Genomic DNA, 16,169 nt, shown 5'->3' with positions numbered 1-16,169 from the left:
GACTTAAAAACTGGGCAACCATCGACCCGCGCCGGCTCCGATCAGCTCACTGGGAAAAAGACAGCTCAGGGATGTGATGGCGTGTTTTTAATTCCCTAGTCTGAGGGTTGAGACACGCCCAAGATGAATCTGGATTCAAATATCTTAGGAGCAAAGAAGAGGCAATGTCTGCCATTCTAGAAATATCTGACGAGAATCAAGATCTAACACTTCCGTTAGCCCCTTCTCCGACGACGAACAGAACGTTAGATGGCTCTGCGGCGCGTCATAGGACTGTCCGCGCCGATACTTTGGCCGAAAGCGTCGTGGTGCTGTTGGTCTTAACCAGCATACAACGGCTTATTGGTTTCGTACGCAGCATTCTTGTTTGCCGCTGGTTAAGCCCAGAAGAATTAGGCCAATGGGATATGGCTTTCGGATTCCTAACGCTAGCGGCGCCTCTAACTGTTTTAGGATTGCCAGGCAGCTTTGGACGATATGTGGAATATTTTCGTCTGCGAGGACAACTACAGACTTTGCTGCGGCGAACCACAATTGCCTGTACCGCCCTGGCCGCCATAGCCTTCGCACTGATGTGCTTTGCAAGTCCGCTGTTATCGAAGATTGTGTTTGGTAGGTCGAATGACACTCAACTGGTGATGGCAATGGCCGTTTGTCTCATTATCACCATCGCCTTCAATTACCTGACAGAACTAATGACGGCATTAAGGATGGCACGCATTACATCTGTCGTTCAGTTTCTCAATAGCGCAATCTTTATGATATCAAGCGTAGCCCTATTGATTGTCTGGCAGCGTCAGGCAATCGCCATGGTTGTGGCTTACGGCATTGCGTACGTAGGGCTGGCAGTTTGGATGGCCTGGTTTTTGCGGTCCCACTGGCACACGCCCCTTGAATCAAGACAAATTGAAAGCGAAAAACAAGACACTTTCTGGCCACGGCTCTTGTCGTTCGCTGTTTGGGTGTGGATCAGCAATCTGTTGTTCAATTTGTTCGACGTTGTAGATCGTTATCTGATCGTTCATACTTCCAACGCGGCCGATCCTCTATCTATCGTGGGTGCCTACCATAGCTCGCGAATCGTTCCGTACTTACTCGTGTCTGTGGCTACTTTATTAGGCGGCATTGTGCTGCCTCACCTGAGCCACGATTGGGAATCAGGGCACCGGGATAAAGTGTCGGCAAAGTTGAACTTCATTCTCAAGTTACTTGGATTGCTGCTTTTTACAGGGTCGATTGCAATTCTGTTCGTAGCACCGCTTATGTTCAACGTAGCCTTCAACGGAAAATACGCATCGGGCATGGCGGTTCTCCCTTGGACTCTGACATTTAGCGCATGGTTTGGTTTGATTAGCATGGCCCAATTGTACTTATGGTGCGCAGAACGCGCGCGAATTGGTTGCCTGGCGCTGCTAATTGGTTTGATTGCCAATATCGGCATCAATTTGGCGCTGATCCCACATTTTGGTCTACATGGTGCTGTTTGGGCTCGATCAGCGGCCAATTTTTTCACGTTGGCGATGATCTATCGATTTAACGCTTGGTTGGGAATGAAGATTGACCGCTCGCTATTGATTGTGTCCGTATTACCGCTGGCTCTGAGTTTCGGACCGTGGGTGGCATCAGTCACTTTGATAATTATGGTTTGTGCGATCATTTGCACAAATCACATTTTCTCCAGCAGAGAAAAGCGACAGATGCTCGAAGTATGGCAAGGAAATATATCCCGCCTGCGCTCATTTGGGAAAGCTCGCTCCATAGTTGTGCTTAATTCCTCTTTGGTGCCAGCCGACGGCACTCTGGATTTGCTGCAAAATTTAGAGCCGGAAGAATTCGCGGATTCCAATCAGCATGCGTTGATCCAAAAGGTTCCTTCCGATTACGCCGATTCGCCTTTGTCACGCCCATTGCGGGTCATGTTTTGCAATACCTCGTTGCATGTCGGCGGCGCTGAAACATTATTGTTCAACCTGCTTCAACGGCTCGATCGATCACGGTTCGCACCGGAACTGTGTTGTTTGAAAGAATTAGGGGAAGTGGGCGAAGAATTGGCGCAGAATATTCCTGTTCATGCTCATTTATTACGAAACAAGTTCGATGTACGGATCCTAGGACGCCTTACTCGGTTATTGCGCGAGAGAGAAATTGATGCGGTTGTGACCGTCGGCGGCGGCGATAAAATGTTCTGGGGTCGATTGGCTGCATGGCGCAGCGGCGTGCCGGTGATCGTTTCCGCTCTGCATTCCACCGGTTGGCCCGATGGCATCAACTGGCTCAACCGGCGTCTGACTCCACTGAATGATGCATTCGTGGCAGTCGCTGCAAACCATGCTCGACATCTTGTAGAGCGAGAGCGATTGCCAAGCCATCGCGTTTATCTAATTCCTAATGGCGTTGATACCAATGCATTCAGACCGCAACCATCCAATGCAATTCTAAGGCAACAATTAAACATTCCCGCTTCCGCACCGGTAGTCGGCATTGTAGCCGTGCTACGACCGGAGAAAAACCACGAAATGTTCCTTCGTGTGGCTGCGGCCGTTCGCAGGCAAATGCCAGAAGCGCATTTCCTTGTCATCGGCGATGGGCCCCGTCGCGTGGAATTGGAGTCGCTTTCAGTCCAACTCGGTCTGAGTGAACATGTCCATTTTCTCGGCAAGCGCCCTGACGTGCCCGAATTGTTAAATCTTCTTGAAGCATTCGTGCTAACCTCACACAACGAGGCTAATCCAGTTTCGATTTTGGAAGCACTCGCCACCGCCAAGCCTGTTGTGGCTACAAAAGTTGGCTCCGTGCCGGAAACAGTGCTCGACAAAATCTGCGGATTTCTTGTGAATCCGGGCGATGAACTGGCGATGACCAACCGTGTATTGGAACTTTTATTAAACCCTGCCAAAGCCAGGGGCCTCGGCGTTGCCGGTCGCCGACATGTGATAGAGCATTGGTCGCTTGATCGAATGGTCGCCGGATACGAAGAACTGCTTTTGCGGCTGTATTTCCACAAGTCCCGTGGCTTAGCTTTGCAGGATAAGCAGTTTGCTCCGACAAAAACCGCAAAACCGTGTTGAGTTTGTCGATTATCACAGGAATATCAAACTGAGGCCCGGATTCTCCCGGGCTAAATTTCTGCTTTTTTGTCGCTCTTGGCGTGACTCTTCGCCGGCCTTTGGCGACGTAGTAGACGGTCGCACTTTGCGGCCAGTTCAACCAGACAATCTGCTGTTTGGCAACAGCTTCTAGCAGGGATGTGAAATTAAACATGACTACTGCGGCCTTTTTATTCTTTGTTTATCGCGCGGCAGTACGGGCTTTCCGCACGGGCCCTAAAACGGGATAATATGCAGCTTTCCGCTCTATTGTCCCGCAATTCACGATTGGTGGGTCAGCGGCGCTACCAGTGGGCCGCTCCTCCCGTTGATCGCAACCCTGTCTGTTGGATGACTGGCACCTTTTTGGCTGCACTCGCCAAGTTTTTAAGCGGCGCCAGCGCCCGCTGGGTCGATTGCCAGCCTGATACTTGCCAACGAGTGTATTTTGCTAATCACACAAGCCATCTCGATGCCTTGGTCGTGTGGTCGTTGTTGCCATTCGAATTGCGAAATCTCACTCGACCAGTGGCTGCAAAAGACTATTGGAACAGTGGTTCGATCCGCCGTTATTTGGCCACCAAGGTGTTCGACGCGCTGCTGATCGACCGGACGGAAATTAAGGTGCATAATAGTCCCATCGACATCATGATTCGCGAAATCGGCCAAACCAAATCCTTGATTGTGTTTCCAGAAGGCGGCCGGAGCGTTGATGGAGAAATAGGCGAGTTCAAAAGTGGGTTGTACTACTTGGGTAAGAAACGTCCTGACCTCGAACTCGTGCCAGTATACATTGACAACATGAATCGCGTTTTGCCCCGTGGCGAAGTACTGCCCGTTCCGTTGCTTAGCTGCATCACGTTTGGTCCGCCAATTTGGCTTGATAAGGGGGAGCCCAAAAACGATTTTCTGCGGCGCGCTCGTGATGCGGTCCGTCGCTTAAAAGATGTCTGAATGCTGCGGGGCACCTATCATTCACGAAATGAACCGTATTGTTATGACATCTCAAATACTGGCGTCTCCAGAGGGGCTTAGCGCGCAGGGGACTTAGTCGCTAAACTCCCATCGCATTCAAATCTTACCTTTCGGCACTTCATTCGAATCGCTATGGAAGATTGGAGAACACTGTCTCTGGTCGGCGGCGTGCTCAGCCTGCTCACCATCGCCACGATCATTGGACAATTTCTAAAACGGCATCCAAGTACAGGACTGAATGCCGCTACTGTTCGTGCGTTTAACCTCAGGCTCCGCGCCTGGTGGACGATGTGCGCTCTGTTGGCCACTGCCCGATTTATCGGAAAAGGATGGACAGCAGCGATATTCGGTATTATTTCCTTCGTGGCACTGCGCGAGTTCATCACGATTACTCCCACTCGGCAGGGCGATCACCGAGCTTTGTTTTGGGCGTTCGTCTTATTCACGCCGTTGCAATATGTGCTCGTAGGATTTAATGCCTATCAGTTGTTTAGCGTACTCATTCCCGTTTACGCCTTTTTGTTTGTCCCGGCGCGAATTGCACTTTCGGGAGACTATAAGCGGTATTTGGAGCGTGTCGCCAAAATTCAAACCGGGCTGATGATCTGTGTCTATTGCCTCAGCTTCGCACCAGCACTTCTGTACCTGAACATTAAAGATTATGCGGGTTCCAATTATCGCTTGCTCTTCTTTTTTATTCTGATGGTACAAATGGGAGACGCCTTGCAATATATCTGGGGCAAGTTGATCGGACGACGCATTATTGTGCCGAGTATCAGTTCCAATCGCACTTGGGAGGGCCTGTTGGGAGGCGTAGCAAGCAACACCTTACTGGGAGCATCGCTCTACTGGGCAACGCCATTCCAACCCTGGCAGGCAGCAAGCCTGACATTGATTATTAGCATCTTAGGATTTTGCGGCGGCCTTACAATGTCGGCGATCAAGCGCGATCGTGGCGTAAAAGACTACGGCACTCTGGTCGAAGGTCACGGTGGAATACTAGATCGAATTGATTCAATTTGCTTCGCCGCGCCAGTATTCTACCACCTTACGTGCTCGATTTTTCCGCAGATCTGAATCCAGGAAGGAAACAATCATTTAGCTGATATCTAAAAATCTCCGCTGCTGGCAGCAACTGCGTTACTGTAGTCTATTCTGTCAGCGTCCATTGCAATAAGACTTGATGACCCTGACCGGCGCTCTTCTGTGTCCCGCCAGCGGGAACCGAACCAACCTGATCGCGTTGGGCCACATACACTGGCTCTCGCTGTTTAATAGCAGTTGCTAATGGCGAGTCGGAAGTCGAGGTCCGTTCGTACACGCTTTGCTGCGGTCCATCAGCCTGCAACACATTTTGTTTCCTAGAAATTGGTTCCCAGCCCTGTTCTTGTAAAGATGGGCTTGAACTGGCCGATGATGTCGCAACAAGACGGCGTTCAACCGCCGGGTCGAAAGAGGCTGATGATTCACGGTCATCACTCTGCGCACGATAAATCGGACTTTTATCTAAAGATCCCAATCGCTCGGTTTCCAGTGGATTATTCCCAGAATTTTGCGCAATTAGTCTGGGACTTCCCTGTTTAACCCAATCCAGCCATTCATCTTGCAAAACTTGTAAGCTTGAATAACCGTAATACTTTTTTGTCGTGGCGGGCCAGTTTTCGGTTTTCATTCCGTTGCCCACGAATTCTAAAAATCTTGGACGACCACCTTGTTCAATCAAATACCGTGCCAATGAATATCCTTCAGAATAAAGCGGCAGTACGTCATGCGGGTAGTCTTTCATCGCGAATAATTTGTCGAAAGCAATGCCATGATCGGTGCGCAAAAAATTAACCAACATTACCTGTTGCTTATTTTTTTCTGATGTATGCTCCACAGTGGTGCATGCTCCTTCATCAGCCCAGCGTGGCAGTGGCCGCCGAAAATAAGTGGCAAAAATAGTATGTGTGACTTCGTGGGGGAGCACGCTATCTAAAATCCGCTCCTCCGAGCCCTGGATTTTCATATCCCAATCGAACACTTCTCCCCGATCAAACACGAAGCTTGTCGCTCCACCGGCCCCCAAATTCGGCGCGACATCTGCGTGAATGGGGCACGGCTGCGACCAATTTGGCATGGCAGCACCCAACCACATAATGGCCAAGTCATGCCGATAGTGCTCCGCAGCTTTACCAATTTCCTCAGCCAATCCCGGTGTTGGCGCATCAATGACAAAATTTGCGGTCCGAGCGCTAGCGCCTATCAAATCGCTGGGATTCAACAAAACTGCAGCGGCCAACAAAAATGTGGCCGGAAAGATGCGAGCTTCCATGCTCTGAGTCTCCACAAACAAAACGCGGCGTGAAATTCGTGGCCAACATCCGTGTAGCCACGGTGGGAAGCGGGAAAGTATCCTGTGTTGCAAATCTTGGCTCGAACGCCACCCGGTTCGCCCGCTGTAAGCATGTTGTATGCCGAAGTGCGCAAAAAAACGACGCTCGGAATTCGTTGCTCACAACGCGGTACTGGCTCTCATCTTTGGACGAACACCTGGGTTTGTAACCGGACGATTCAAATCAATTTCTGCATTCCGAATTTGTAAAGGTTGCAAAGTTTACCACCTTTTGTATTCATTCTCCTAGAGAGATTTCTCCGAGCAAATCAGCGGATAATCATCCCAATTTTGCATTAGCGACTCGCAGCGACACTGCATCACAGAACGGCGAGAATTAAGACTTCGGGCACTGTCCGATTGAAACCACACACTTGAATTAAGCCGCAACCTCAATTCGTTTTAGAATTATTTCTGCGGCAACGGAATTTTTATAAGTTGCCAGCCTGTCCAGCCAAAGAGGACGGATATTACAGCTAGTCCTATCGTTCTGACAGGTTCTTGATGCACGTCGCCAATGCAGACCCCAATTGCAGTCCCGACCGCCCCGAAGGCAGCGCCAATAATCAGAAGCCAACCCATGATTCTGATTTGCATGCTATGCCGCCGATTCTAGTAATTGCTTGATTGTCCACACACTGCTAGTTAAACCCGCTACCATAGCAGGCGTCGTTTTCTTCCCACACGCCGAATTGCATCGGCAGTAATTATACCAGCCACAAAACAGGCTTGTCATGGCCGAATGATGGCGGAAGCTTTTCGAGCGGAAAAGGGAGCGGAAAAGGTTCCAGGAACCGTTCTTGAATCGCATTGCCCGCCAGCTTCTAAGCGGCGCCCGTCTTGAGCGCTGGCCTAATCTGCCTCTTGCATCCATCCAATGAAGGCTTTGCCCGCCAATTCACTTTTGCCCGCTAATTGGTGAGTCTGCCCGAAAATTCGCGAATGTGTGTTCGATCAAACTGTCAGATAGTGACCCAAATCATCAAAGGATTTCACGACGGGATGCGACTGCTCCAAATCCTGCGAAGTGCCCGGCGCAAAGAGTACCGTCCTAAATCCGAGTTCTTTTGCCGCATTGAGATTCTTGATTCGGTCATCAACAAAGACGCAATCGGTGGCGGGCAGACCGAGTTCCGACAGCAACGCCTCGTAGATTGCAGCGATGGGTTTCCGGCTGCGAACATCGCCACTGATTATGAACCCGGCGAAGTACCTCGCCAGACCGTGCTTTTCACGTAAGGCGTGCGACCATTCAGACACGTCATTCGATAGACACCAAATCGACCCAACAGAACTAGGGACATTGGCCAGAAAGGCTTGGAGGCCCTCGGTGAGTCTGTGCTGTGAGAGATATTCGCGTTCTAGATGACTCGGAATGCCAACGGCATCCCAAAATTGCGTGGCGGTTAGTTCTCCAAGGCTTGCACGGACATAAAGTTTCTCGACCGTTGCCAGATCGGCAATTCCGCCACGATTCTTGATGAATGGCGCTAAAAGTTCTACGACATCATCAGCGGATTGATAGATCACTCCCATCGCATCGAGAACAAGCACGATTTTCTTCATACCCCGCATTGTGATATGGTTGTACCAGTCAAGCAAGTTTAAATGAATTCATGTCATCGGTAAAAAAGCCAGGAAGACGAGTGCGCTCAATCACGAGCGGAAAAGGTTCCGGAAGTGGGAAAGGTTCCGGGAACCGTTCTTGAATCGCATTGCCCGCCAGCTTCTAAGCGGCGCCCCGGCTGGAGCTCTGGCCCAATTTGCTTCTTGCATTTACGGATAACACAGATAAAATGTACTAATGTACACTTATGGACTCTTATGGACTTGATCGCGACTAGCGCCCGCAGGGCGGGGTTCGGAGCTTCTGCGCTCCGCGATAGGTCTTTGGCAATTTAATGGTTTCTCAACAAGCTATTTTTGCGCTGCGCAATAGCTTTTTCCCGGTCGTGGCACGCTGGGCAATTTTCCATTGCGCTTTTTTAGCCGCTGGGCTACCCAGCAGCTAACTCTCTGGTGCGGCACAGTAACCGCGGCGTGTCAAGAAAAAAATGCTGGCACGATGGGAAAAATGGAGGAAATTATGAAAAGCTGTTTCTCGCGTTTTCTCGAACGAAATGCGGTTGAAATTTCCGCTCAAAAATTCTCGCGCCGCAAGGATATAAAGCGATAGCTTGATTTTCTCGAGAAAAAAAGGCGGCGCTGTCAAGGAAAAACTGCTCGCTTTGGTTCCGCTACTACAATTGCGACAACTATCGGCTGTTCCGCAAATCAGACATGTCGAATACGTCGCTTAAACCTTCATCTGTAAGCAGCATTGGTTACTTCTTAAACTTCTCTAACAGTCTGCCTGGCGACCCCATGATGTTATAACCTGCGTCCACATGCAGGATTTCACCAGTGATGCCGTCCGAAGCTGGCGACAACAAAAATGCCCCACTGCGTCCAACCTCGTCATGCGTTATGTTGCGGCATAGCGGCGACATCTGTTGATAAAGTTCTTCCATGCCATCGGAGCCCACAGCGCGTGCGGCCAATGTTCTTAATGGGCCAGCACTAACTGCATTCACCCGCACGCCGCTGGGACCCAAATCGAACGCGGCATATTTTACGCACGCATCCAGGGCTGCTTTGCAAATTCCCATCACGTTGTAGCCGGGAACGACCTTTTCACCGCCAAAGTACGTCAACGCCAATATCGAACAGCCAACATTCATCAATGGCTTGGCCGCACTGCACAAGGCCAATAAGCTGTAAGCGCTAATATCCATCGCTAGCCTGAATCCCTCGCGACTGGTATCGATCGTTGGTCGCCCCAAATCGTCGGTATTGGCGAAAGCAATAGAGTGCAACAGAAAATCGATTTTTCCGAATTCACTTGCGGCACGATCCATTAGCAGCTTGATATCCGCATCTTTGCTTACATCCACAGGGAACAAAAACTTCACGCCGGGTTGTGAATCGGTAAGCTGCGATACACGCCGGCGGTTTCGCTGGCGCTCGTCATCGGGGCGGTCGGGCAAATGTGAAAAACCACATAATCCTTCCTCTGCCAGAATCTGTTTAGCGATCGCCCAAGCAATAGAATGTTCGTTGGCGACGCCTAAAATGAGCCCCTTTTTTCCTTCAAACAACGCCATTGGAACCTCCTGACTGGCAATTGTGTATCTCTCTTTGGCTGTTGAAGATAATGCTTAGAGCGCGGGCTATCAATGCCTCATATAGGCAAATGGCAGTTGTCCTCATGAGGACACCGATTGTACGATTTAGTATCAAGAACGCTACAACTTATCCGCTCTGTGTCGCGTGACAACGTTCGTATGATCATATTAAGCTCAATCCCAGCCCACAAACCATGAATTTAATTTCCAGCGAACCTGGACCTCCAATTCCAAATAAAAACTCTTTAGCAATGGAGCTTTTATTGCGAATCGAACGACCGGCTACGGTAACGGAGTATCTCAACGAAATACTTCCTTTGCTGTTGCCGTCGGTGGCAGCAGATTTCGTGGCTGTGACCTGCGCGGGCTGGGGAAACCAAGCCATTGGCCAAGCGGGATTGCCTCAACGGTGGCCTCCGGACATTGCAGCGGAGTGCTTGGACAGTGAATCGCCGCAAAGTGTTGGTGGTTGGCTAGCAGCCCCACTCTCTCCTCGTGAGACAATGGGGGAAGTGCTGCTGATACATACTGCCACTACCACTGAAAAAGCATCAAATACTGCCATAGGTGCAGTAACATTATCGGCGGGGTTGGAATCAATCGTAACAGCTTTGGGAACAGCATTACGAATACTTCGCGCGCGAGACAAAGTGCGGCGGCGTGCTACGCAGGCCGAAACAATTCTTTCCATCGTGCAGCAATGGGGCCGCACCCAAGAAATGGAAACGCTGCTCAACCAGATGGCTAAAGCATCGACGCAATTGCTGGAAGCAGATCGGGCCAGCATTTTTTTGTGGGATCAAGCAAATCACCTTCTGGTCGGACGACCAGCGTTAGGAGTTGTGAGTGGTGAGCTCCGCATTCCCGACGATTCCGGCGTTGTCGGTGCAGTCCTGCGCACTAACCAGCCTCGGCGAGTCTCCATGCGTGAAGTACGTGATCCGGTCAATCGGCGCGTCGACGCTGAGCTGGGTTATCAAACGCGTACGCTGGTTGCTGTTCCTCTTCGGTCTGCGAATACTGGCGAATTACTAGGGGTATTTGAAGTCATTAATAAGCGGGTGGGCGACTTTACAGCCGACGATGAGGCAGCGCTGGTAGAGCTTGCTTTACATGCCTCTGTGGCATTGGAAAATGTTCAAGATCGTCAACGATTGCTAGAATCACACCGGCAAATGGTCGATCAAGCGGCGGAAGATGTACGGTTGTTGGGAAGCTGCCCTGCCATTGAAGCCTTGCGATCCACCAGCCGGCGTGTGGCCAATACCGACTTAGCCGTGCTGGTGCTGGGTGAAAATGGTACTGGTAAGGAAGTGGTCAGCCAATTAATCCACTACAACAGCACTCGGCGCGACCGACCTTTCATTGCAGTCAACTGTGCGGCAATTGCCGAATCACTCTTGGAAAGCGAGTTGTTCGGGCATGAAAAAGGAGCATTTACCGATGCCTTTGAATCGCGACCAGGTAAATTCGAATTGGCTGGCGGTGGCACGTTGCTGTTGGATGAAATTGGCGATTTAAGCCTCGGCGGACAGTCTAAATTGCTCCGCGTACTCGAAGAAAAAGTAGTGGTTCGAGTTGGTGGCTCCAAACCAATTCCAGTCGATGTGCGCGTAATCGCCGCCACCAATCAAAACCTGCCTGAGATGGTTCGCGCTCGAAAATTTCGTCAGGACCTGTTCTATCGATTAAATGTGGTGATACTAGAATTACCTCCGCTGCGTGACCGTGGAGATGACATTCTGCTGTTGGCGGAACACTTCATGGCTGATTTTTGCCGCCGCGCTCGCCGCAAGCCACCCAAGTTTTCCGCCGAAGCTCGCAAACGGCTTAAACAACATCCATGGCCTGGCAACGTACGTGAACTAAGGAATCTCATGGAGCGCTTGGCGTTTTTGGTTGTGGGCGATGTAATCGAACCCAGTGACTTAGTTTTCATTTTGTCGCCGCCACCAGAGACTTCCAATCTGCTGATGGTTGATCAACCGCTCTCGAATGCAACCGATCGTTTTCAAGTCGAGTATATTCGCAAAGCCATTGGTCGAACCGGCGGCAATATGAGTGATGCCGCCGACTTGCTCGGACTACATCGATCGAACTTGTATCGTAAGATGAAACAATTGGATATGGAAAGCGGAACCTGAACCATGGCCAAAACGATTTTCAAGCGAATTATCGACCGCGAAATTGCTGCTGACATTGTGTACGAGGATGATCGCTGCATAGCTTTCCGCGACATTACACCACAAGCACCAATTCATGTGCTGCTGATCCCAAAGAAAGAAATTGCTAGTCTAACGGCGATGGCCGATGAAGACGCTCTGCTTTTGGCGCACTTGTGCCTAGTGATTCGCAATTTGGCCCAGAAATTGGGCTTAAAAGATGGTTATCGTGTGGTCCTCAATTGCGGTCCCAACGGAGGCCAAACCGTCGAACATTTGCACTTCCATATTCTCGGTGGCCGGCACATGCAATGGCCGCCCGGATGATTAGCACAAAATAAATTACACCTGGTCCTTACCCATCTGTCGGATCGGTAGCCGGCTTTACCGGGTTGGGCGAGTCCGAGAGGTACTTATTCAATTCACAATTTGGCAGGCCTCTAATTCCTTCAACCACGCATTCCGCATTTAGCTTCGCGCCACGCCAACTGGTATGTGTATGCTCTTTTGGGAAAAACGGGTTTACGGCATCTTGCCCAAGCTGATCATATCGGTCGGCAATGATGTGGTTTAAATCAATAAATAAAGCTCCCCCTTGCTTGGCCGCGTCGGTTGCCCAAGTGGCATAGCTGCCCATCGCACGGCGGACTTTGCCGTCGGCCCAATCGTTTCGAGGAATCAAAGAACAGACAATGGGTGTGGCGCCCTTAGCCTGGGTGTCCGCAATATACTTCCGCAAATACCATCCGTAGGTATGTACCGTCTCTGGCATGCCATCTTGCACCGATTCCTCCGTTTCTTCTCCGTTTCCACGAAGTGAACCTCGTCCATTGTTAGGGCCTCCGCCGTCGTTGTGACCAAACTGCATCACGACGAAATCGCCGGGCTTCACGAGCGCTAGAACACGGGCCCAATGTCCGGCAGTTAAGTACGATCGGCTGCTGGTGCCACCGAGCGCCTGATTTTCGACATTGATTTTTGACGTGTCGAAGTACGCGACCAATGGATTGCCCCAGCCCCACAAACCGTCGGCTCCTGTGTCACGGCCATTTTTGACCGTTGAATCGCCGATCAGAAATAGCGTTGGCAAGGTGGGATTGTAATGAGCATGCAGAACTCCAGTTCTCGGCGCGACAGCCGATTTCATTTTGCTATCGGAAGCGTTAGTTGCAGGCAAAGAGTTCGGGGCTGTCGGTTCGGTTTGCGCATGCGCGGTCGTTGCACTAAGAAGCGCGATTGCAATTAAAGGATGCACTCTACAACGATTTGAGATTGGCATACGAAGCGCCTTCGGATAAATATTTTACAATCGCACTACTGAATTGGCGCTCAACCGCCGAATGAGACGTCGCATTTCCAGCACGCTCAAAATGGCCAAAACCTGAGAAGCTGCCAAGCCACTAGTGACAATCACGTTGTCGACCGTCGTCGGTACATTCGACATGGCAGCAAGAACTTGGCGCTCCAGATCATTCAACGTCAGTTCGGCCGGATGATGAAGCTCTCGCCCATTGTTTGGGAATGGGATCGCCTCTACTAATGGACCGAGTTCTTCCAGAATATCATCGACAGTTTCCACAAGCTTTGCCCCATCGCGAATTAGCCGGTGGCAACCATGCGACATCCGACTGGTTACGGGACCTGGCACGGCAAACACGTCACGCCCTTGCTCCAACGCATGCCGCGCTGTAATGAGCGCCCCGGAGCGAGTGGACGCTTCAACCACCAGTGTACCGACCGATAAACCACTAATGATTCGATTGCGCTGGGGAAACATGCCGCGCAGTGGTTCAAACATTGGCGGCGATTCACTAATCAGCGCGCCGCGACCAATGATTTGCTTAGCTAACTCCTGGTGTTCCGGGGGATAAATATTCAATACCCCACTGGCTAACACGGCAATTGTCCGTCCGTCGGCATTAAGAGCACCACGGTGGGCCGCTGCATCAATGCCTCGCGCCAGTCCGCTTATAATCGTAAAACCCGCTCGAGCCAACCCGCCCGCCAATTGCTCGGTTAGAGCAATCCCATAGTGAGTAGCATGGCGCGATCCGACAATGGCAATCGCTAGCGCGTCCATAGGCTGCAATAGGCCACGCACAAACAATACGCCCGGTGCGTCTGGTAAATCTTTCAGCAGTCGAGGGTAGTTTTCATCTTGATCAGTCACAATTTGTACTTGTTCACGCCAACACAGTTCGATTTCCGCTTGCACATCGATCTCTTTCTCGGCTGTGCAAATCGCCCGACAAAGCTTCGGCCCGACGCGATGAACCATGCGCAAATCGCTGGCGGCTGCAGAAAACACGGCTTGCGGCGTACCGAACTTTTCCACCAAGTTGCGTCGTATTAGTGGCCCTATGCCCGGCACCAGCGTCAATCGCAAAGCGGCAGTGAGTGAATCGGAGACCATGGTTGGACCCACATCAAGTGACATCGAGCAAACACCGCAGTGAGAATCGTGGAATAACGCTAAGAGACGCAGCGTCGAGAATCAGCATCATTCTAACTCGGTTGGGGATAATCACTAGTCCCAAACCTATGCTCAACTTTAATTAGGCCACGGCCTAATTGCTGTGCGCGGGTGAAAGGTGTGGTCGATCGGTCGCAGAAACCACCATCCGCACTAGCTCGGCAAGAGAGGAAGCCTGCATTTTCTGTAAAATCAAGGCTCGCCTAAGTTCCACAGTTCGCAAACCTAAATCCAAATCTCGAGCAATCATTTTATTGGGGAGTCCCTCCAGCAGTTTTGCCAATACGCGATGTTCATCCGACGTTAGCCTGGTCAGTCGCCGTCGGATTTCATTCCGTTGCAGACGCTGTTCGCGTGTTGACGCTTCACTTGCCAAAACCTGCGAAATGGAATCCCATAATTTCTGGTGGCCGCTGGCTTTTTCCAAAAATGTCATTGCACCGTTGCGCATGGCACGGACCGCGGTTGGAATATCACCATAGCCTGTAATCAGAATCGCTGGCAAATCAATTCCGTCAGCACAGAGCCGTTCTTGCAATTCTACTCCAGACATGCCCCCCATCCGTACATCGATCACCAAGCATCCTGATTTATCCCGATCAAACCGCCCCAAAAAGTCTTCCGCAGATTCGTAAGTTTCAGATCGCAAACCGTGCGATTCGATCAATGCCGCCATAGACTCCCGTGCTGCGGGATCATCGTCAACAATAAATACAGTTTCAAATGCAAAGGTGGACATCGTTCGGTTGCTCCTCGGCATTCGGCAGAGTAAAACAAAATAACGTTCCACGATCTAAATACGGCTCTACCCATAACTGGCCCCGGTGCGCATGCACAATGGATTGACTCACTGCAAGTCCCAGCCCCATACTTTCCTTGGTTGAAAAAAAAGGTTGGAACACTCTTTTCGCGTTTTCGGCATTAATCCCGCAACCATTGTCCTGAAGAGAAACGCGAATGCCGCCTTCAATTGTCACGGTACTCACCAGGACCTGACGGTTGTCCATGCTATTTTCGCTCAATGCCTCCACGGCGTTTCGCAGCAAGTTCACCAGCACCTGCTGAATTTGGATGCCATCTGCCCAAATGTACGGTGGATTTTCCGTTAACTCGCAGCGCACAATCACATGATGTGCCCGCAGGTCGAAGTTGAACAGCAGGAGACAATCTCGCACCAGTTCATTAATGTTCAAACTCGATCGGGAATGGGTCTTGCGTCCAAACTTCCCGGCCCGATGAATAATTTTCGCTGCACGGCTAGCCTGTACGGAAATCTGCTTAAACCAATTGAACAAATTCGGCCGTTGGTCAGCAGTGGTTTGCGCTAAGACATTCATTCCTGCGTGTGCGAAATTGGCGATCGCATGCAATGGCTGGTTGATTTCGTGCGAGATCTCGGAAACTAACCCGCCAATCGTGCTGAGCCGGGTGGCGTGTGCTAATTCCGTTACATGCTCTTGGACTTTTTCTTGGGCACGCACTTGCTCGGTTACATCTCGGCTGATTACTAAGATTGAGTCAAAAGAATTGTTGGATGTTAGTTCGGGTACAAGCCGGCTTTCGAAGTGCCGCGTTTGTTCCAAGTCACGATAGACGAATTCTATCCTCTTTTCTTCACAAGTAGCAAAGACGGTCTGCAGCGCCTCATCCCATAACTTGACCAAATCGTCAGGCATGCCCACTTGGGCATTGGTCTTCCCCAGAAAAGAGTCTGCGGGGCGGCCAGTAATACGCTGTACAACTCGATTGACGTAAAGATGTCGTAGCTGGCGATCGAACCGAGCCACAATGTCGGGTAGATTTTCAGCTAAGGCACGAAATTCACATTCGCTACGGTGTATTTCCTCTTCGGTCCGGCAATTTTCCGCGACATTCCAAAATACATCCTGGCCGCCAACTACCTTACGTGTGGCGCTGACGGCCGGTGCCTTAATA

The 16,169-nt window shown here is 50.8% G+C and carries 12 protein-coding genes; 5 read left to right on the top strand and 7 right to left on the bottom strand.

Translation table 11 applies throughout. From position 1 onward, the window contains the following. The first annotated feature begins 164 nt into the window (after window positions 1-164). From VFE46_18790 to VFE46_18780, 3 genes are all read left to right on the top strand, one after another. A complete protein-coding gene (locus tag VFE46_18790; protein ID HZZ30051.1) occupies window positions 165-3,068 on the top strand; it encodes a glycosyltransferase in 2,904 nt (967 codons plus the stop codon). 369 nt (window positions 3,069-3,437) lie between these two features. Continuing rightward, on the top strand, window positions 3,438-4,040 hold the full coding sequence (locus VFE46_18785; protein HZZ30050.1) for a lysophospholipid acyltransferase family protein: 603 nt from the start codon (window positions 3,438-3,440) through the stop codon (window positions 4,038-4,040). Window positions 4,041-4,193: 153 nt separating this feature from the next. Further along, window positions 4,194-5,138, top strand: a complete 945-nt coding sequence (locus VFE46_18780; GenBank protein HZZ30049.1) for a phosphatidate cytidylyltransferase — start codon at window positions 4,194-4,196, stop codon at window positions 5,136-5,138. A gap of 73 nt (window positions 5,139-5,211) precedes the next feature. On the opposite strand, the gene VFE46_18775 is transcribed toward VFE46_18780, so the two are convergent. The 3 genes from VFE46_18775 to VFE46_18765 form a co-directional block, all read right to left on the bottom strand. Further along, on the bottom strand, window positions 5,212-6,252 hold the full coding sequence (locus tag VFE46_18775; GenBank protein HZZ30048.1) for a hypothetical protein: 1,041 nt from the start codon (window positions 6,250-6,252) through the stop codon (window positions 5,212-5,214). Window positions 6,253-7,389: 1,137 nt separating this feature from the next. Beyond that, window positions 7,390-8,001: an HAD-IA family hydrolase gene (locus VFE46_18770; protein HZZ30047.1), complete on the bottom strand. Its 612-nt coding sequence runs from the start codon at window positions 7,999-8,001 to the stop codon at window positions 7,390-7,392. Between the two features lie 758 nt (window positions 8,002-8,759). Continuing rightward, entirely contained in the window at window positions 8,760-9,578 is an 819-nt protein-coding gene (locus VFE46_18765; GenBank protein HZZ30046.1) for an enoyl-ACP reductase, read from the bottom strand. Between the two features lie 632 nt (window positions 9,579-10,210). On the opposite strand from VFE46_18765, the gene VFE46_18760 reads away from it, so the two are divergent. Beyond that, window positions 10,211-11,743 carry a sigma-54-dependent Fis family transcriptional regulator gene (locus VFE46_18760; GenBank protein HZZ30045.1) on the top strand — a complete coding sequence of 511 codons (1,533 nt, stop codon included), beginning with the start codon at window positions 10,211-10,213 and terminating at the stop codon, window positions 11,741-11,743. 3 nt (window positions 11,744-11,746) lie between these two features. Then, window positions 11,747-12,088, top strand: a complete 342-nt coding sequence (locus VFE46_18755) for a histidine triad nucleotide-binding protein (GenBank protein HZZ30044.1) — start codon at window positions 11,747-11,749, stop codon at window positions 12,086-12,088. 28 nt (window positions 12,089-12,116) lie between these two features. On the opposite strand, the gene VFE46_18750 is transcribed toward VFE46_18755, so the two are convergent. The 4 genes from VFE46_18750 to VFE46_18735 form a co-directional block, all read right to left on the bottom strand. Then, entirely contained in the window at window positions 12,117-12,908 is a 792-nt protein-coding gene (locus VFE46_18750) for a rhamnogalacturonan acetylesterase (GenBank protein ID HZZ30043.1), read from the bottom strand. Window positions 12,909-13,064: 156 nt separating this feature from the next. Continuing rightward, on the bottom strand, window positions 13,065-14,174 hold the full coding sequence (dprA, locus tag VFE46_18745) for a DNA-processing protein DprA (protein HZZ30042.1): 1,110 nt from the start codon (window positions 14,172-14,174) through the stop codon (window positions 13,065-13,067). A gap of 154 nt (window positions 14,175-14,328) precedes the next feature. After that, complete coding sequence (locus VFE46_18740; protein ID HZZ30041.1) at window positions 14,329-15,024, bottom strand: response regulator; 696 nt, start codon at window positions 15,022-15,024, stop codon at window positions 14,329-14,331. Next, window positions 14,954-16,075: an ATP-binding protein gene (locus VFE46_18735; GenBank protein HZZ30040.1), complete on the bottom strand. Its 1,122-nt coding sequence runs from the start codon at window positions 16,073-16,075 to the stop codon at window positions 14,954-14,956. The genes VFE46_18740 and VFE46_18735 overlap by 71 nt, the downstream gene beginning before the upstream one ends. Between the last annotated feature and the right edge of the window lie 94 nt (window positions 16,076-16,169).

This window comes from Pirellulales bacterium, from assembly GCA_035656635.1.
In the GTDB taxonomy this organism is placed as follows: domain Bacteria; phylum Planctomycetota; class Planctomycetia; order Pirellulales; family JADZDJ01; genus DATJYL01.
The sequence above is the reverse complement of the archived record's forward strand: the minus strand, read 5'-3'. Positions and strand labels throughout refer to the sequence as shown.

Excerpts from the sequence above, each read along its gene's own strand:
- VFE46_18790 (HZZ30051.1), top strand. The coding sequence starts at position 165 with ATGTCTGCCATTCTAGAAATATCTGACGAGAATCAAGATCTAACACTT.
- VFE46_18785 (HZZ30050.1), top strand. The coding sequence starts at position 3,438 with ATGACTGGCACCTTTTTGGCTGCACTCGCCAAGTTTTTAAGCGGCGCC.
- VFE46_18780 (HZZ30049.1), top strand. The coding sequence starts at position 4,194 with ATGGAAGATTGGAGAACACTGTCTCTGGTCGGCGGCGTGCTCAGCCTG.
- VFE46_18770 (HZZ30047.1), bottom strand. The coding sequence starts at position 8,001 with ATGAAGAAAATCGTGCTTGTTCTCGATGCGATGGGAGTGATCTATCAA.
- VFE46_18765 (HZZ30046.1), bottom strand. The coding sequence starts at position 9,578 with ATGGCGTTGTTTGAAGGAAAAAAGGGGCTCATTTTAGGCGTCGCCAAC.
- VFE46_18755 (HZZ30044.1), top strand. The coding sequence starts at position 11,747 with ATGGCCAAAACGATTTTCAAGCGAATTATCGACCGCGAAATTGCTGCT.
- VFE46_18750 (HZZ30043.1), bottom strand. The coding sequence starts at position 12,908 with ATGAAATCGGCTGTCGCGCCGAGAACTGGAGTTCTGCATGCTCATTAC.
- dprA (HZZ30042.1), bottom strand. The coding sequence starts at position 14,174 with ATGGTCTCCGATTCACTCACTGCCGCTTTGCGATTGACGCTGGTGCCG.